Source organism: Bacillus alkalisoli (assembly GCF_002797415.1).
Classification (GTDB): Bacteria; Bacillota; Bacilli; order Bacillales; family Bacillaceae_I; genus Bacillus_CD; species Bacillus_CD alkalisoli.
Window position 1 is genome coordinate 666,376 of sequence record NZ_KZ454944.1, and the last position, 17,103, is coordinate 683,478.

A 17,103-nucleotide genomic window follows, 5' to 3' on the forward strand; every position below is an offset into this window, starting at 1 on the left:
TCAAGATGTCCGATAAGCCGTTATAAAGACCATCTTGGCATCGAAAAAAGGACAAGATGGTTGTGAGAGCTATAATGAAGACCACTTTGATCCCCAAAAAAGAACAAAATGGTCTTAATTGAGAAAATGCAACGTAAAACAGCTATTTTAAATACCTATCCAAATAGAAATATCAACCACAAGGAGAGAAACGAGCCATGAAACAGACAATAAAAGATGGGCTCAAGGTTGGCTTGCACACAACATGGACGCTTGGGAAAGTAATCTTCCCAATCACCATTTTAGTTGGTGTATTACAACATACACCAGTCCTACAATTTATCATTGATTTTATTGCACCATTTATGGGGATTTTCGGCCTCTCTGGTGAAGCAGCCATTCCACTTGTCGTCGGAAACTTCTTAAACCTATACGCCGGAATAGGAGCAATATTAACACTAGAACTAACAGTCAAAGAAGTATTCATACTAGCTGTTATGCTCTCTTTCTCACACAATCTATTAGTAGAATCAACGGTAGCAGCCAAAGTAGGTATCAAAATTTGGGTTATCTTAACCGTACGTCTAGGCTTAGCGATTTTCTCCGCGATCATCATTAACCTTGCATGGAAAGGTGGCGGCGAGATCGCCCAATACGGACTTATCACTGCAAGTGAAGAAAAAATTACGGGCTATCTACCAATACTCATGGATGCTGTGCAAAAGGGATTGATGGGTGTTTTTCAACTAGCCTTGATCGTTATACCATTAATGGTCGCTGTCCAATTTTTTAAAGACCTTGGTTGGCTACAAAAATTTTCGAAATGGATGGCGCCATTCACACGAATGCTTGGGATGAATGAAAACACGTCAACAACGCTAGCTGCAGGTTTAATGATCGGCCTTGCGTACGGAGCGGGAATGATGATTCAAGCTGTAAAAGAAGACGGAGTGAGCAAAAGAGACATTACATTAGCATTTATTTTCCTTGTAGCCTGTCACGCTGTCATCGAAGATACGTTAATTTTCATACCACTAGGCATACCAATATGGCCATTACTACTCATTCGAGTCGTAACGGCGGTTATATTAACAATCCTTGTCGCGTTCATTTGGAAACGCGTCGAAGTGGGAAAAAGAAAGGAAGCCGTATATGACCATTAATACCGTTTTATTTGATTTAGATGGAACTTTAATTGATACAAATGATTTAATCATTACATCTTTTTTACACACTTTGGACCACTATTATCCAGGTCAATATCATCGTGAAGATATACTAGAATTCATTGGTCCACCATTGTACGACACGTTCGTCACCATGGATAAAGACCGTGTAGAAGAAATGATCACGCATTACCGTGAATTCAATTTGGCCAAACACGATGAACTTGTAAAGGAGTTTGACGGTGTTTTTGAAACCGTACAAACATTGCATGAAAAAGGATTGAAGCTAGGTATCGTCACTTCTAAAATGAGCCCAGCTGTTATTATGGGCTTAAAGTTAACGAAGCTAGATCAGTTTTTCGATGTGGTTGTTGCGCTCGATCATGTTACAAAAGCAAAGCCAGACCCAGAGCCAATTCAGATTGCTTTAGAGCAATTAGGCTCTAAACCGGAAGAAGCGATCATGGTAGGTGACAATCATCACGACATATTGTCTGGAAAAAATGCCGGAACGAAAACAGCTGCTGTTAGCTGGACGTTGAGAGGGGTTGAATACTTACAACAATTCGAGCCCGATTACGTACTTATGCACATGGCCGATTTATTGCCAATCGTAGGAGTGGAAAAAGCGTGAGACGAACAACACGTTTTCCTGTAGAAGGGGCGAACTCCCTTTGGCATGTTTATAAGACCGTTCCATTTTTTAAAGTAGTAAAAAACTTCGTCGTCATCCAACTAGCAAGATACACGCCATTCTTAGGCATGAAAAACTGGCTATATCGCAAGTTGTTACGTATGAATGTTGGTGAACAAACATCGTTTGCCTTAATGGTCATGCTCGATGTGATGTTCCCGGAAAAAATATCAGTCGGTCGCAACACCGTAATCGGCTATAACACAACCATTCTTGCTCATGAATATTTAATAAAAGAATATAGACTTGGGGATGTAGTGATTGGTGATGAAGTATTAATCGGAGCAAATACCACCATATTACCTGGAGTTATTATAGGGGATGGAGCGATTGTTTCAGCGGGTACGCTCGTCCATAAAGATGTTCCTGCAGGAGCATTTGTTGGTGGGAATCCGATGCAAGTTATTTATACAAAAGAAGAAATGGAACAACGAGGTTAATTTTGAGTGAAGACAAGTACAATTGATGCTTGTCTTTTTTTAATGTCCAGACAACCACCACAAAGTTGGCACGCACACAAGATAATAGCCTACTGCTATTACCCCAACAAAGTATAAGAGCCGAAAAAATCCGTCAAAAGAAAATAGCGTGCCATAATTAAAATAATTAATCTTAAGGTTCTAGTCTTTTTTCAATATTATTAATTCTTACTTCGTGGTTGGCCACTTTAGAGTTCAAGTAATTAAAATCGATTCTGGAGTTTCTAAGGTCTTCAGCAATAATTTCAAAATTACTCGTATGCTCATCGATTTTATTCTCTAAATATCTAAAATTACTTCTCATTTCAGAAGCAAAATTGTCAATCTTCTCCTCAATTCTAACTTCAAAAGTATCAAACCTACTCTCAAGAGTATCGAACCTGTTTTCGAGTGTATCAAATCTACCTTCGAGCGTATCGAATCTACCTTCGAGTGCATCAAATCTACCTTCAAGTGTATCGAATCTACCCTCGAGCGTATCGAATCTACCTTCGAGTGCATCAAATCTACCTTCAAGAATATCGAATCTACCCTCGAGTGTATCAAATCGACTTTCTAAAGAATCAAAACGACTTTCTAATTTATCAATTCTCTTGTTAATTCCCTGCACTTCCGTCAATATAGCCTTCAACATCTCTTCCATTTTTCTCACCTCCTTTTGCAAAATTATAACATAAACCACTAATAGTTTGGACAAAATTAGACCTGTAAAAAAGGTATTTCTTCACAAAACAGTTACTATAACTTGAATATGTAATTTTAACATGTTAACATATTAGCATGCTAAAGGATTTAGAAAATTCCATTCAACTAAAGGACGTGTTTTCATGTCAAAGCCATTTATGTTTGAAAAACCACTCGGAATGCGCGACACGCTTCCGTCTCTATATGAAGACAAAAAACAACTGAAAAACACACTATCCACAGAAATCAATAACTGGGGCTACCAATTCATCCAAACACCAACACTCGAATTTTACGAAACGATTGGTCAGGCATCAGCCATCTTAGACCGTCAACTTTTCAAACTGCTAGACCAACAAGGACATACATTAGTTCTGCGCTCAGACATGACCGCACCAATCGCACGAGTAGCAGCATCACGACTGCTTCAAAACCGGATTCCCCTTCGCCTAGCATATGAAGCACCCGTATTCAGGGCTCAACAACGTGAAGCAGGAAGGCCAGCAGAATTTGAGCAAATGGGAGTAGAATGTGTCGGTGATCCGTCACCAAGCGCCGATGCAGAAATGATCGCTCTGCTCGTTTCCCTTTTACAACAAGCAGGCTTAACAACATTTACGATTGCGATTGGCCATATCGGCTTTGTACAAAAACTACTGCGCTCTATTTTAGGAACAGAAAAACGCGCTGCAACTTTAAGGAAATTCCTTTATGAGAAAAACTATGTCGGATATCGCGAGCATTTGCAAAGCTTGTCCTTGTCCTCGATAGATGAGAGTAGACTGATGCAACTCTTACAAGTGAAGGGTGATAAAACAAAGCTAGCCATTGCAGCCGAATTAGTAGAAGAAACAACATGGAAAGAACTAGAGGAAATAAAAACGTTATTTACTCTACTAGAGTCGTACGGAGTGGCAGATTACGTCAAACTTGATTTTACCCTCGTTGCCCATATGAACTACTATACGGGAATTATTTTTGAAGCATACGCAGAAAACGTACCATACCCAATCGGAAACGGGGGCCGCTACGATCAATTGTATGAGAAGTTTGACCAACCTGATATTTCTGCTACGGGGTTTGGTTTATACATAGACCGCCTCCTAGAAGCGAAAGGTACTAACGGAAAAACTCCCGAGGTACACTGCGTTATTTTTAGTAAAGAACGAATAGAAGAAGCACTACAGTTTACAATAATGAAAAGAAGGGACGGGGAACGAGTTGTCATGCAAGACATTTCAGGAGTACAAAACGTCGATGCCTTCACGAACAGCTACGATAAAGTCTCTTTCTTTATAGGTAAAGAAAAAGAGGTGCTGTCTACATGATTACGTTTGCCATGCCTAAAGGGCGTATTTTAGATGACGCTATTCAACTATTGATAGATGCCGGTTACAACGTTCCGAATGATATAGAGGATAGTAGAAAGTTAATTATCGACATTCCCGAGGAAGAATTCCGATTTATACTCGCAAAACCGATGGATGTTGTGACATATGTGGAGCATGGTGTTGCCGACGTTGGAATTGCAGGGAAAGATGTTATGCTCGAAGAACAACGCGATGTGTACGAATTGCTAGATTTAAATATTAGCCCTTGTTACCTAGCAGAAGCTGGCGTTCCAGGGAGCACTTGGGATGAAGTCTCGCCAAAAATTGCGACAAAATATCCGAATGTTGCCTCCAATTTTTACAGACAAAAAGGAATGCAAGTGGAAATCGTAAAACTAAACGGATCCATCGAACTTGCTCCACTAATCGGGCTTGTAGATAGAATCGTAGATATTGTATCAACAGGGAGAACGTTAAAAGAGAACGGATTAGTAGAATTCGACAAACTCGTATCTATCACATCAAGGCTTATTGTGAACCCAGTAAGTTACCGTCTTAAAGAAAAAAAAATCAATGAACTAGTAGAACGACTGGCGAAGAGGTGATAGAAGTGAAGATCATAACCAACATGCATAAAACGTCATTAAAGAGATCCATTGAGTTAGGAACAGAAGCCCAACGTGAAGCAGTAAAAACTATATTAGCATCTGTACGTGAAAGTGGAGATGCCGCCGTTCATTACTATACAGAAAAATTCGACGGGGTAAACATCGTCAATTATAAAGTCTCGGAAGAAGAAATAGAAGAAGCATACAACGATGTATCAGAAGAAATCGTATCCATCATCATAGAGGCTGCTGAAAACATTCGCGACTTTCACCAGAACCAAAAGCGGTCTTCCTGGTTTACAACGAAACAAGATGGAACGATGCTTGGACAAAAAATAACGCCACTTGACGCTGTAGGTGTATACGTGCCAGGGGGAACAGCAGCGTATCCTTCTTCCGTTTTAATGAATGTGATACCAGCACAAGTTGCAGGTGTCGAAAGAATTGTGATGACGTCACCTCCTAGAAAAGATGGAAAGCTCCCAGCTGGCGTGCTTGTGGCTGCTCATATTTTAGGAGTAGAAGAGATTTACAAAGTCGGCGGAGCACAAGCAATTGCAGCACTTGCCTATGGTACAGAAACAATCGTACCTGTAGACAAAATAGTCGGGCCAGGAAATGTTTTTGTTGCACTAGCAAAACGGGAAGTGTACGGATTAGTAGATATAGACAGTATTGCCGGACCGAGCGAGATCGTTGTCCTAGCAGATGAAACAGCTTTACCGAACGAAGTAGCAGCAGACTTACTTTCACAAGCAGAGCATGACACAATGGCATCGAGCATTCTCGTAACAACAAGTTTAGAGCTAGCCAAAGCTGTTGTAAAAGAAGTAGAAAACCAATTAGCCACACTGCCTAGAAAAGATATCGCAGCGGCATCAATAGAGCAGTTTGGCGTAGCATATGTGACCGACTCTATCGAAAAAGCAGTGGAAATAGTAAACGAACTAGCTCCAGAACATTTAGAAATTATGACAAAAAATCCGCTGGAACTTTTATCGCACATTCGTCATGCTGGCGCTATTTTCCTCGGTCGATACAGCTCCGAACCGGTTGGCGATTATTTTGCAGGCACGAACCATGTGTTGCCAACGAACGGAACAGCAAAATTCTCCAGTGGATTATCAGTAGATGAATTTACGAAAAAAACGAGCGTTGTTTCATACAGTAAACAGGCTTTAAAAGAGAACAGCGCTAAAATAGCAGCATTTGCTAGATTAGAAGGATTAGAAGCACATGCGAGAGCAGTAGAGGAAAGATGGAGAGGGGAAAAGGAAGATGAGTAGAACGGCTGAAATAAACCGGGTAACAAATGAAACACAAATCCGCCTGCAACTAAATATAGATGGGGAAGGGGAGGCGAAGTTAGAAACACCAGTACCTTTCCTAAATCACATGCTCGACCTTTTTACAAAGCACGGTCAATTCGACGTAACCGTTCAAGCGAGTGGTGATATTGAAATTGATGACCACCATACAACCGAAGATATTGGTATTTGTCTTGGTATCGCACTAAAAGAGGCACTTGGTGATAAAAAAGGAATCAAGCGTTATGGCAATGCGTTTGTCCCGATGGATGAAGCACTTGCTCAAGTTGTCGTCGATTTAAGTAACCGACCGCATTTAGAAATGAGAGCGGAATTTCCAAGTCAAAAAGTTGGAACATTTGATACAGAGCTAGTTCACGAATTTTTATGGAAACTAGCACTCGAAGCACGGATCAACTTACACGTTATCGTTCATTACGGAACGAACACACATCATATAATAGAAGCCATTTTTAAAGCACTCGGTCGCGCTATAGATGAAGCAACGAGTATAGACCCTCGTGTAAAAGGAGTTCCATCCACGAAAGGAATGTTATAGATGATTGGCATCATTGATTATGGCATGGGCAATTTGTTTAGCGTTAGTAAAGCGCTCGAGCGGATTGGCGTTCCGTACTTTATTTCTCAAGACATAGAAGAGTTAACGCTTAAAGCGGACGGCTTATTACTGCCGGGTGTCGGATCGTTTAAAGATGCGATGGCCATTTTGAATGAAACAGGCTTGGCCGACTATATTCGATCCGAAGTAAAAAAGAAGCCATTACTTGGCATTTGTTTAGGAATGCAACTTCTCTTTCAGAAAAGTGAGGAAAACGGCCTTTCGGAAGGATTAGGTTTACTAGAAGGGGAAGTAGTAAAGTTTCCTGGAATAACATCAACCGGAGATCGATATAAAGTACCACACATGGGATGGAACCATTTAACGGTGCAAAAACCATCTCCACTACTGACAGGTGTACCCAAAGGACATGTGTATTTTGTCCATTCTTATTATGTGAAGATGGAGAAAACCAGTCTATTAGCAAGCTGCCAATATAACGTGGAAGTACCGGCTATTGTAGGTGGGGGAAATGTGTATGGTACACAATTTCATCCTGAGAAAAGTAGTGACGTTGGGATGACCATACTTCGCAATTTTGCAACCATCGTTGCGGACAGAAAAGGAGAGAGTTGCACATGAGTTTTACAATTTATCCAGCCATTGATATGTTAGGTGGAAAATGTGTCCGATTACTGCAAGGAGATTATAGTAAAGAAACTGTTTATAGTGACTCCCCTTTTCTTATGGCAAAAAAATTCGCGGAATCTGGTGCCCAGTGGATACATATGGTCGACTTAGACGGTGCAAAAGCTGGCAAGCCAGTCAATACGAAGTTTGTTTTACAAGTTGCGAAACAATTAAATGCAAAAGTACAAATCGGTGGCGGAATTCGGACGGAAAAAGAAGTAGAAAGTTATTTGTCACAAGGGATAGACAGAGTTATTTTAGGAAGCGCTGCGATTAATGACCCTTCTTTTGTAAAAAAGATGCTTAGTGAATACAAAGAGCGCATTGCGATCGGGATTGATGCGAAGAATGGCTATGTGGCAACAGAAGGATGGACAACAACCTCACAAGTGAAGGCGACAGATTTAGGTGTTATGTTAGCAGAAGCGGGCGCAGAAACGTTTATCTTTACCGACATTGCAACCGATGGGATGCTAAGCGGACCTAATATAGAAGCAACCGTTGAACTAGCGAAGAGAACAGGAAAATCAGTTATCGCTTCAGGTGGAGTTAGTTGTTTAGAGGATCTACTAGCATTGAAACAGTATGAAAGTGAAGGCGTTGTTGGCGCTATTGTTGGAAAAGCCATTTATACAAATAAAATTGATTTGCGTCAAGCATTAAACGAGGTGTCAGCCCCATGATCACGAAAAGAATTATTCCGTGCTTAGACGTAAAAGACGGACGTGTCGTAAAAGGAGTGCAGTTCGTTTCGCTAAGAGATGCAGGTGATCCTGTCGAACTGGCAGCTTTTTACGATAAAGAAGGTGCTGACGAGCTCGTTTTTTTAGATATATCTGCTTCACATGAAGGAAGAAAAACGATGGTTCATGTTGTAGAGCAAGTAGCAAGCACACTAGCGATACCATTTACGGTTGGGGGTGGTATTAATAGTGTAGAAGATATGAAAAAAATGCTTCGCGCAGGTGCGGATAAAGTTTCCCTTAACACAGCAGCATTATTAAGGCCAGTGTTAATTCAAGAAGGCGCGGATTTCTTTGGCTCCCAATGCATAGTAGTTGCAATAGATGCGAAATACAATAAAGAGCTTGGTTCCTGGCGAGTATTCACTCATGGAGGCCGAAACCGTACAGATTGGGAAGTAGTCGAGTGGGCACAAAAGGCAGTGGAGCTTGGTGCAGGAGAAATTTTGTTAACAAGTATGGATAGCGATGGAGAAAAGAACGGCTTTTCTATTGAACTAACAAGAAAAGTAAGTGAAGCAGTGACAGTTCCGGTTATTGCATCTGGTGGCGCTGGCAATGCAGAGCACTTTAAAGAAGTTTTTGAAAAAGGAAAAGCAGATGCAGCGTTGGCAGCATCGATTTTTCATTATAAAGAAACGTCTGTTAGCGAAGTAAAAGCATTTTTGCAACAAGAGGGGGTACTTGTAAGATGATAAAATTCGATGAAAATGGATTAGTTCCGGCAATTGTTCAAGATGCCAAAACGAAAGAAGTGCTAACGCTCGCTTACATGAACGAAGAATCGTTGAATCTTACATTAGAAACGAAAGAAACGTGGTTTTGGAGTAGGTCAAGACAAGAGCTTTGGCATAAAGGTGCCACTTCAGGAAACACACAAAAAGTGGTCGAACTAACATATGACTGTGATCAAGATGCTGTTTTAGTGCTAGTCGTACCGAACGGTCCCGCTTGTCATACAGGGGAGGGGACATGTTTCCACGAAACGGTTTATAAAGATAATAAGCAAATCTCCGAGAACCGTGACATTTTGTCCTTACTAGAAACGGTCATTGTACAAAGACAAAAAGAAATGCCAGAAGGCTCCTATACAACGTATTTATTCGAAAAAGGTGTAGACAAAATTTTAAAGAAAGTCGGAGAAGAAGCCGCAGAAGTCATCATCGCCGCCAAAAACAATGACAAACAAGAACTAAAATGGGAAACCGCCGACCTACTATTTCACCTATTAGTCCTACTAAAACAACAAAACGTCCCACTTAAAGAAGTATTAGAAGTATTGCAAGAGAGGCATAAGAAGGAATAGAAGTAATTTAAAGTATAATTAAGGTTTTGATTTTAGTAATTAAAGTATAAAACTATGTGTGTTGATGTACGCTACAGGCGCGAGACTCCTGCGGGAAAGCGTGTTAAGTGAGACCCCGCAGGCGCTCTTGCGCCGAGGAGTAGGTTTTTTCACGACAGTGAAAATAACCTTCCTTTTTACCGCCCGCGGAAAGCGAGTGCCTGTAGCGTACATCAACACAGTTCGAAGTCGTTTCTTTATAATAATACTTTTTAAACAAACGTTTGATTAACTGGAACGAAAGTAATTAATCCAACAACACTTCTCACCATTCTTACCTTATTAATCATTATCCTACAAAACAAAAAAACCACTTTCTTCCCTCTATCATCATCTCCAGAATATTCATCTATTCGCTTTTGTCTAATCTGTGGTATACTTACACGGTTAGAGAGAAGGGACGGATGCAAAAATGGGAAACCAAACAAACATCAATCAAATTGCAAAAGTAATCCCATTTGAGCAAAATGGGGAATATTATTTTCAAAAAGGATTACGTGCTTACCGTAAGCGCGATTTATATAAAGCAAGAAAATGGTTTCAACGTGCCGCTACGTTACAACCGAGCGATGCAAACGTTGTAAGTCAATACGCCATCGTTCTAATGGAACTAGGCGACTACCAAGCTTCCAACGACCTTTTTTATAAAATCATCCATCAACTAAATGACGAAATGTATGATTGTCATTATTTTTTAGCGAATAACTATGCATACTTAGGTTTGTTCCAAGAAGCAAAAAAGCATGCGGAAGAATATTTAACGATGGAACCAGATGGCGAATTTGCCGATGATGCGGAAGATTTATTAGACCTTTTAGAACTCGATGAAGATGACGAAGAAGAAGAGCTAACGTTTTCGCAAGATCAGCTCATCGTGATGCAAGAAAAATCGAGAGACTTATTAGAAGCAGGCGAGCTTGAAGAAGCGCTTGATTTGCTTCATGAAATAATCGAAGAATACCCAAACTTTTGGTCCGCATACAACAACCTAGCCCTAGCATACTTTTACAAAGGTGACTTAACTAGTGCCAAGAAGATATTATTTGACGTGTTAGAAAAAAATCCAGGTAACTTGCATGCGCTTTGTAACCTTGTAGTGTTTTACTATTATGAGAATAATGAAGAAGGTACGAACCAATTAGCAGACAGGTTAGTGAATGTAACTCCTATGCTAATCGAGCATCGTTACAAATTAGGTGCAACATTTGGATTAATTGGACGACATGAACTTGCCTATAAATGGCTACGTTCAATTCATCGAAACGGTTTTCACGGAGATGGAACTTTTCACTATTGGTTAAGTCATGCTGCTTATCATACAAACAATGGGAAAGTTGCCAAACAAGCTTGGGAGCGTGTGATGGAGTTAAATCCAGAAAAAGCCGGTTCAGAGCCGTGGGCGACAGATGAAAATCCAATAGCATCAAATGTAGTTGCAGAGCAGCTTTTTAAAATTTTCATGTCTAGTTTATCGTCCAAAACGACAGTGAAAGAAGTATTACAGCAACCTTGGAAAACACCGTTTGTGAAAGACTTTGCCTTATATGCATTATTGAACAAGAAGGATGTACATGGGACTGTAAGTTCTTTATATGAAGTGGCAAAAAAAATCTTCGAAGAAAATAATGACGAAATGGTACAAGGATGGTTCCGTTTCTATGAACTATTGAAAGAAAATAATATGAGTTTAGAAAACATACGAAGCTGGGCTGCCGCTTTTGAATATTCCCTTTTAAAAAGCAATGGTGTGAAAGTTACACAGCAAACGATTGCTACTAAATACGAACTATCCATCAGCACGCTACGAAGTTACCTCAAACTAATCAAAGACAAAAACCTTCTTCCTTCATAATTTATGAGGGAAGGGGGTTTTTCTATTATTGAAAACTGCAAACTACATGGGGGTGTAGCATAAAAGTGGAAAAGTGTAGCAAAAAAGATTTAAGGTGTAGCATAAATCGTGTAATGTGTAACAAAAAAAGTAGTAGTGTAACATAAAGATGAAGAAGTGTAACATAAAACATGAAGAGTGTATCAAAAATTATCCAAAGCGTAACAAAAAACAACCTATGTGTAGCATAAAATAAAAACAATCTTCCCTAAAAAAGTAATACCCGTATCCCCAATCATACATAAGCAAATTATTGGACGAAAACCTCTTTGTTTTATAGGATAGTAAGTGGGAATACTTATTATGATGAGTATCTGAATGTGGTATATATATAGATATTTCAAGGAGTGAAAAGGACATGTCAGAAGAAAAAATTTATGATTGTATTATTATCGGAGCGGGTCCTGCTGGTATGACTGCAGCAGTATATACGTCACGTGCAAACTTAAGCACACTAATGATCGAGCGTGGAATGCCTGGTGGACAAATGGCTAACACAGAAGAAGTAGAAAACTACCCGGGGTTTGACCACATTTTAGGACCAGAACTATCAACTAAAATGTTCGACCACGCGAAAAAGTTCGGTGCAGAATATGCATATGGAGATGTAAAAGAAGTAATCGATGGGAAAGAATATAAGATTGTAAAAGCAGGAAGCAAAGAATATAAAGCTCGTACCATCATCATTACAAGTGGTGCAGAATATAAGAAAATTGGAGTGCCAGGCGAAAAAGAACTTGGTGGCCGTGGAGTTTCTTACTGTGCTGTTTGTGATGGCGCATTTTTCAAAAATAAAGAACTTGTTGTGATCGGTGGGGGAGACTCTGCAGTCGAAGAAGGAGTTTACTTAACTCGCTTCGCTTCCAAAGTAACAATCGTGCACCGTCGTGACGAGTTACGTGCTCAAAAGATCTTACAACAACGTGCATTCGATAATGAAAAAATTGACTTCATTTGGAATCATACAATTAAGCAAATTAATGATGAAGGCGGTAAAGTTGGAAGTGTAACGTTAGTTAGCACAGAAGACGGTGCAGAACAAGAATTCAAAACAGACGGAGTATTTATTTACATCGGAATGAATCCTCTTTCTAAGCCATTCGCAAACTTAGGCATTACAAATGAAGCGGGTTACATCGAAACAAATGATAAAATGGAAACAAAAGTTCCAGGAATCTTTGCAGCTGGAGATATTCGCGAAAAATCATTACGTCAAATTGTTACAGCAACTGGTGATGGAAGTATTGCAGCACAAACTGCTCAACATTACATGGAAGAATTATTAGAAGAATTAAAAGCAGCAGAAGCAAACTAATACGAAAGAATTGACACAAAAAGTTCAACAATGTAAAAGTTGTCGAATTTTGTTAATGAAAACGTAACTCCGCTTTAACCTGTTTGTAACAACACTGAAATATTAATTGGGTATTATAAAGATAGTAATTGACCCCCTTTTATTTATATATTTTTGACACAGGTACCCTTTTCCTGTGTCCTTTTTTTGTCTAAATGGAAAGACAAAATTGAAAAACTTGTAGAAACTTGTCCAATAACTTCGAGAAAAAACAACCACTTGTCAGAAAAGCGTACAAACTATTTCAAAAAAGTTTTACTCCAGCAAAGGAAATCGCGCTTCTATGTCCAATAACTATGAAAAGCTTATGCTATAATTTATAATTAATAAAATGAATTCGTTTACACTCATACCAAGATAATTTATTTATAATAATTATGTTTGAAACTGGTTTTGTGTTGGTGAAAATACTTGGAATAAAATCTTTTCATCAAAGGTTGTTACAATTTTAATATTTAAACCAAGAGTGGTTGGAGCAGAAGGTACTTGACTCCTGCGGGAAGTAGAGCGAAGCGTGAGACCCCACAGGCGGGACGCCGAGGAGTAGGTTTTTTCACGATAGTGAAAATAACCTTCCGCTGCGCTCCCCGCGGAAAGCAAGTGCCTGCAGCGGAAAGGAACGAGTAAACTAATAATGCATTTTGCAATTAGAATTGGCGAAATAAGCAAGGTTTAAATTGTTCTTATAATGAAAACATCAACTATTAGAACTACTCCTAAAATCTTACCAGTGTGCAAACGAAAAAGTTACAATAAAATAGTAGGAGCAACTTTTAAGGTCGCTCTTCATTTAATATACAAGTCCAGAAGAGTTGAGGTGACAAAGATGCAACGTGTAACAAACTGCGTATTAATGAAAGAAGACAAAGTACTACTTCTCCAAAAACCAAGAAGAGGTTGGTGGGTTGCACCAGGCGGAAAAATGGAATTAGAAGAGTCTGTGAAAGATTCCGTAGTCCGTGAATATCGCGAAGAAACAGGCATATATTTAAAAAATCCTCTTTTAAAAGGTGTATTTACCATAATCATAAAAGAACAAGACAAAATCGTATCCGAATGGATGATGTTCACTTTCCTAGCAACAGAATATGACGGATTAAACGTAGATGAATCAGAAGAAGGAACCATTGAATGGCATCCAATTCAAACTATCTCTCAACTGCCAATGGCAGAAGGAGACCATCATATATTAGACTATTGTATAAAAGGCAAAGGCATGATATACGGTACATTCACGTATACACCTGACTTTGAACTACTATCATATCGACTTGATCCGAACTAATTAAAGGAGGTTGAAGCTATGAGTACAGGCTCAACAGACATTCAACTAGTAATTGTAACTGGAATGAGTGGAGCTGGTAAAACAGTTGCCATCCAAAGTTTAGAAGATTTAGGCTTCTTTTGTGTCGACAACCTTCCACCTTCATTACTTCCTAAATTCCTTGAATTAATGGAAGACACGGGAAGTAAAATGACAAAAGTGGCGATTGGAATGGATTTGCGAGGTCGTGAGTTTTTCGAAAGCCTTTTCGAAGCACTTGATGATTTAGCAGAGATTTCTTGGGTAACGCCACAAATAATTTTCTTAGATGCAAAGGATTCTGTTCTAGTAAGCAGATATAAAGAAACTCGTAGGTCACATCCTCTATCCAAATCAGGATTACCGTTAGAAGGTATCCAAAACGAGCGTAACTTACTCGAAGAGCTAAAAGGAAGAGCACAAGTCCTATTAGATACTTCTGATCTTAAGCCACGTGAATTGCGTGAAAAAGTATTATCCACATTTGCCACACATTCGAAACAAACATTTAAAGTAAATGTCGTATCTTTTGGGTTCAAATATGGCACGCCTATTGACGCGGATTTAATGTTTGATGTGCGTTTTTTACCGAATCCACATTATATTGATCATATGAGACCAATGACAGGATTAGATGAAGAAGTATCATCTTATGTGTTAAAATGGAGTGAAACCCAAAAATTCATTGAAAAACTATCGGATTTATTAGCATTTATGCTTCCTTACTATAAACGTGAAGGGAAAAGTCAGTTAGTTATTGCGATAGGTTGTACAGGTGGGCAACATCGATCTGTAACATTAGCGGAATACTTTACGAAACATTTGCAAACAGAGTACGATACAATCGTCACGCACCGAGATATTGAGCGTCGAAAGGATCCTCATTAATGAACAGGGGAAAACTTCCTAAAGTCGTCATCATTGGCGGCGGAACAGGTTTATCTGTTTTATTACGGGGGTTAAAGCATTATGACATCGACATTACAGCCGTCGTAACGGTTGCGGATGACGGGGGTAGCTCTGGCCGATTAAGAGATGAGCTCCATATTCCACCACCAGGCGATGTTCGTAATGTGCTTGCTGCATTATCTGACGTAGAGCCGCTTATTGAAGATCTATTCCAACATCGTTTTCAAACAGGTAATGGACTTTCTGGTCACTCGCTTGGAAACTTATTGTTAGCAGCAATGACAACGATTAAAGGCGACTTCGTTCATGCGATTCGGGAAATGAGTAAAGTATTGAACGTCCGTGGAAAAGTATTACCTGCAGCGAACCAAAGCGTCGTCCTTCATGCTGAAATGGAAGATGGCACAATTGTCTCTGGTGAATCGAAAATACCTTACTCAGGTAAACGTATTAATCGAGTGTTTTTAACACCTGAAAACTTAGAGCCATTACAAGAAACAGTTGATGAAATTATGCAGGCTGACTTAATTATTATTGGACCAGGTAGCTTATACACAAGTATTTTGCCTAATTTATTAGTTCCAAAAATCGGTGAAGCGGTATGTCACTCAAAAGCCAAGAAGGTATACATTTGTAATATAATGACACAAGCAGGTGAGACATTAGACTATACAGCTAGTGACCACTTAAAGGCTTTATACAAACATATTTCTACACCTTTTATTGACACCGTACTAGTTAATGAAGAAAATATTCCAGAAATGATTAAAGATCGGTATAAAAAAGAACTTGCCAAACCGGTAACATATGACTTTGAAAAACTTTCTAGCTTAGGGGTAGAAGTGCTACATGATAAAATTGTGCAACATGTAGATGGTGTTATTAGGCATGACACACAAAAAGTAGCTTCGATTTTATACTCTATGTTAAAAGTAAAATAAAAAGTGCACGAGTACACGCAAAATTAAAGTGCACCTCTAATCAGTTTCATGGTAAAGTTAATGAAAACAGAAATAGTGCAAACGGATGCGCATTGTACATTATGAAACATATTCAGGTGGTTGAGATGTTCTTCATCACTTCCCCAATCATTTTTCTCAAGAGGGGGGAAATCACATGTCATACGCATCAGAAACGAAAAAAGAATTAACAACTATTGAAGTAAAAGATTGTTGCGCAAAAGCGGAACTTGCTGCACTAATCCGTATGAATGGTGCACTATCTTTTTCTAATAAAAAAATAATTCTCGATATCCAAACCGAGAATGCAGCCATTGCACGACGTATTTATACGTTAACGAAGAAATTGTACGACGTTCGTGTAGAACTTTTAGTTCGAAAGAAAATGCGATTAAAAAAGAATAACGTATATATCGTTCGATACGCTGAACAAGCTCAAAGCATTTTAACAGAGCTACAGATTTTGAAAGATGGCTTCACATTTGTTCGCGATATTTCACCAACGTTAATCGAAAAAAAATGTTGTAAGCGCTCCTATTTACGCGGGGCATTTTTAGCAGGTGGATCAGTTAATAATCCAGAAACATCTTCGTACCACCTTGAAGTATTCACTTTATACAAAGAACATAACGACTCTTTGTGTGAGTTAATGAATACATTTCAGTTAAACAGTAAAACATTAGAACGGAAAAAAGGCTTCATCAACTATTTAAAAGAAGCCGAAAAAATCGTAGAATTACTAAATATAATGGGTGCTCACCAAGCGCTCTTGAAGTTTGAAGACATTCGAATTGTTCGTGACATGCGTAACTCTGTTAACAGGCTAGTAAACTGCGAAACAGCCAACTTAAACAAAACAATTAGCGCCGCAATACGCCAAGTAGAAAACATTCGTTATATCGATGAATCAGCTGGTCTACAAATTTTGCCTGATAAACTTAGAGAAATTGCGGAACTACGCGTTACGTATCAAGACGTGACTTTGAAAGAACTAGGCGAAATGGTTTCAAGTGGTACCATCAGTAAGTCCGGAATCAACCACCGCCTACGAAAAATAGATGAAATTGCCGATAAACTTCGCGCAGGGGAAAAAGTTTAACCT

At 39.2% G+C, this 17,103-nt stretch carries 18 protein-coding genes; 17 read left to right on the forward strand and 1 reads right to left on the reverse strand.

From position 1 onward, the window contains the following. Positions 1-197 precede the first annotated feature (197 nt). From CDZ89_RS03055 to CDZ89_RS03065, 3 genes are read left to right on the forward strand one after another with little or no spacing between them, the layout of a single operon-like run. A complete protein-coding gene (locus CDZ89_RS03055) occupies positions 198-1,142 on the forward strand; it encodes a nucleoside recognition domain-containing protein (RefSeq protein ID WP_100333239.1) in 945 nt (314 codons plus the stop codon). Next, positions 1,132-1,779, forward strand: coding sequence for a pyrophosphatase PpaX (ppaX, locus tag CDZ89_RS03060; RefSeq protein ID WP_100333240.1), 648 nt, complete (start codon positions 1,132-1,134; stop codon positions 1,777-1,779). The genes CDZ89_RS03055 and ppaX overlap by 11 nt, the downstream gene beginning before the upstream one ends. Then, a complete protein-coding gene (locus CDZ89_RS03065) occupies positions 1,776-2,279 on the forward strand; it encodes an acyltransferase (RefSeq protein ID WP_096156645.1) in 504 nt (167 codons plus the stop codon). Before ppaX ends, CDZ89_RS03065 begins: the two co-directional genes overlap by 4 nt. Before the next feature lie 172 nt (positions 2,280-2,451). On the opposite strand, the gene CDZ89_RS03070 is transcribed toward CDZ89_RS03065, so the two are convergent. Next, positions 2,452-2,961, reverse strand: coding sequence for a hypothetical protein (locus CDZ89_RS03070; protein WP_100333241.1), 510 nt, complete (start codon positions 2,959-2,961; stop codon positions 2,452-2,454). A 184-nt stretch (positions 2,962-3,145) separates the two neighbouring features. Here CDZ89_RS03070 and CDZ89_RS03075 point away from each other — a divergent pair, with 184 nt between their 5' ends. The 14 genes from CDZ89_RS03075 (at position 3,146) to whiA (ending at position 17,100) form a co-directional block, all read left to right on the forward strand. Further along, a complete protein-coding gene (locus CDZ89_RS03075; protein ID WP_100333242.1) occupies positions 3,146-4,330 on the forward strand; it encodes an ATP phosphoribosyltransferase regulatory subunit in 1,185 nt (394 codons plus the stop codon). Further along, positions 4,327-4,938, forward strand: a complete 612-nt coding sequence (hisG, locus tag CDZ89_RS03080; RefSeq protein ID WP_100333243.1) for an ATP phosphoribosyltransferase — start codon at positions 4,327-4,329, stop codon at positions 4,936-4,938. The genes CDZ89_RS03075 and hisG overlap by 4 nt, the downstream gene beginning before the upstream one ends. Positions 4,939-4,943: 5 nt before the next feature. Then, on the forward strand, positions 4,944-6,227 hold the full coding sequence (gene hisD, locus CDZ89_RS03085) for a histidinol dehydrogenase (RefSeq protein WP_100333244.1): 1,284 nt from the start codon (positions 4,944-4,946) through the stop codon (positions 6,225-6,227). After that, on the forward strand, positions 6,220-6,807 hold the full coding sequence (gene hisB / locus CDZ89_RS03090) for an imidazoleglycerol-phosphate dehydratase HisB (RefSeq protein WP_096156650.1): 588 nt from the start codon (positions 6,220-6,222) through the stop codon (positions 6,805-6,807). The genes hisD and hisB overlap by 8 nt, the downstream gene beginning before the upstream one ends. Then, complete coding sequence (gene hisH / locus CDZ89_RS03095; RefSeq protein ID WP_100333245.1) at positions 6,808-7,449, forward strand: imidazole glycerol phosphate synthase subunit HisH; 642 nt, start codon at positions 6,808-6,810, stop codon at positions 7,447-7,449. It begins immediately after the preceding gene. Next, on the forward strand, positions 7,446-8,180 hold the full coding sequence (gene hisA, locus CDZ89_RS03100) for a 1-(5-phosphoribosyl)-5-[(5-phosphoribosylamino)methylideneamino]imidazole-4-carboxamide isomerase (protein WP_096156652.1): 735 nt from the start codon (positions 7,446-7,448) through the stop codon (positions 8,178-8,180). Before hisH ends, hisA begins: the two co-directional genes overlap by 4 nt. Then, a complete protein-coding gene (hisF, locus tag CDZ89_RS03105; RefSeq protein WP_096156653.1) occupies positions 8,177-8,935 on the forward strand; it encodes an imidazole glycerol phosphate synthase subunit HisF in 759 nt (252 codons plus the stop codon). The genes hisA and hisF overlap by 4 nt, the downstream gene beginning before the upstream one ends. After that, positions 8,932-9,546 carry a bifunctional phosphoribosyl-AMP cyclohydrolase/phosphoribosyl-ATP diphosphatase HisIE gene (gene hisIE / locus CDZ89_RS03110; RefSeq protein WP_096156654.1) on the forward strand — a complete coding sequence of 205 codons (615 nt, stop codon included), beginning with the start codon at positions 8,932-8,934 and terminating at the stop codon, positions 9,544-9,546. Before hisF ends, hisIE begins: the two co-directional genes overlap by 4 nt. A gap of 451 nt (positions 9,547-9,997) precedes the next feature. After that, the gene (locus CDZ89_RS03115; protein WP_100333246.1) at positions 9,998-11,437 is read left to right on the forward strand and encodes a tetratricopeptide repeat protein; all 1,440 of its coding nucleotides are present in this window, start codon (positions 9,998-10,000) and stop codon (positions 11,435-11,437) included. 397 nt (positions 11,438-11,834) lie between these two features. Next, the gene (gene trxB, locus CDZ89_RS03120) at positions 11,835-12,791 is read left to right on the forward strand and encodes a thioredoxin-disulfide reductase (RefSeq protein WP_096156656.1); all 957 of its coding nucleotides are present in this window, start codon (positions 11,835-11,837) and stop codon (positions 12,789-12,791) included. An 865-nt stretch (positions 12,792-13,656) separates the two neighbouring features. Then, positions 13,657-14,115, forward strand: a complete 459-nt coding sequence (locus tag CDZ89_RS03125) for an NUDIX hydrolase (RefSeq protein ID WP_100333247.1) — start codon at positions 13,657-13,659, stop codon at positions 14,113-14,115. An 18-nt stretch (positions 14,116-14,133) separates the two neighbouring features. Continuing rightward, positions 14,134-15,021 (forward strand): RNase adapter RapZ, encoded by an 888-nt coding sequence (gene rapZ, locus CDZ89_RS03130; protein WP_096156658.1) that lies wholly within the window; start codon positions 14,134-14,136, stop codon positions 15,019-15,021. Continuing rightward, positions 15,021-15,983, forward strand: coding sequence for a gluconeogenesis factor YvcK family protein (locus tag CDZ89_RS03135; protein WP_096156659.1), 963 nt, complete (start codon positions 15,021-15,023; stop codon positions 15,981-15,983). The genes rapZ and CDZ89_RS03135 overlap by 1 nt, the downstream gene beginning before the upstream one ends. Positions 15,984-16,158: 175 nt before the next feature. Continuing rightward, positions 16,159-17,100, forward strand: coding sequence for a DNA-binding protein WhiA (gene whiA, locus CDZ89_RS03140; protein WP_096156660.1), 942 nt, complete (start codon positions 16,159-16,161; stop codon positions 17,098-17,100). Positions 17,101-17,103: the final 3 nt, after the last annotated feature.

Bases quoted from the DNA above. Each gene is read 5' to 3' on its own strand.
- CDZ89_RS03055 (WP_100333239.1), top strand. From the start codon at position 198: ATGAAACAGACAATAAAAGATGGGCTCAAGGTTGGCTTGCACACAACA.
- hisIE (WP_096156654.1), top strand. From the start codon at position 8,932: ATGATAAAATTCGATGAAAATGGATTAGTTCCGGCAATTGTTCAAGAT.
- CDZ89_RS03125 (WP_100333247.1), top strand. From the start codon at position 13,657: ATGCAACGTGTAACAAACTGCGTATTAATGAAAGAAGACAAAGTACTA.
- CDZ89_RS03135 (WP_096156659.1), top strand. From the start codon at position 15,021: ATGAACAGGGGAAAACTTCCTAAAGTCGTCATCATTGGCGGCGGAACA.
- trxB (WP_096156656.1), top strand. From the start codon at position 11,835: ATGTCAGAAGAAAAAATTTATGATTGTATTATTATCGGAGCGGGTCCT.
- CDZ89_RS03075 (WP_100333242.1), top strand. From the start codon at position 3,146: ATGTCAAAGCCATTTATGTTTGAAAAACCACTCGGAATGCGCGACACG.
- ppaX (WP_100333240.1), top strand. From the start codon at position 1,132: ATGACCATTAATACCGTTTTATTTGATTTAGATGGAACTTTAATTGAT.
- hisG (WP_100333243.1), top strand. From the start codon at position 4,327: ATGATTACGTTTGCCATGCCTAAAGGGCGTATTTTAGATGACGCTATT.
- CDZ89_RS03070 (WP_100333241.1), bottom strand. From the start codon at position 2,961: ATGGAAGAGATGTTGAAGGCTATATTGACGGAAGTGCAGGGAATTAAC.
- hisF (WP_096156653.1), top strand. From the start codon at position 8,177: ATGATCACGAAAAGAATTATTCCGTGCTTAGACGTAAAAGACGGACGT.
- whiA (WP_096156660.1), top strand. From the start codon at position 16,159: ATGTCATACGCATCAGAAACGAAAAAAGAATTAACAACTATTGAAGTA.
- hisH (WP_100333245.1), top strand. From the start codon at position 6,808: ATGATTGGCATCATTGATTATGGCATGGGCAATTTGTTTAGCGTTAGT.
- hisB (WP_096156650.1), top strand. From the start codon at position 6,220: ATGAGTAGAACGGCTGAAATAAACCGGGTAACAAATGAAACACAAATC.
- CDZ89_RS03115 (WP_100333246.1), top strand. From the start codon at position 9,998: ATGGGAAACCAAACAAACATCAATCAAATTGCAAAAGTAATCCCATTT.
- rapZ (WP_096156658.1), top strand. From the start codon at position 14,134: ATGAGTACAGGCTCAACAGACATTCAACTAGTAATTGTAACTGGAATG.
- hisA (WP_096156652.1), top strand. From the start codon at position 7,446: ATGAGTTTTACAATTTATCCAGCCATTGATATGTTAGGTGGAAAATGT.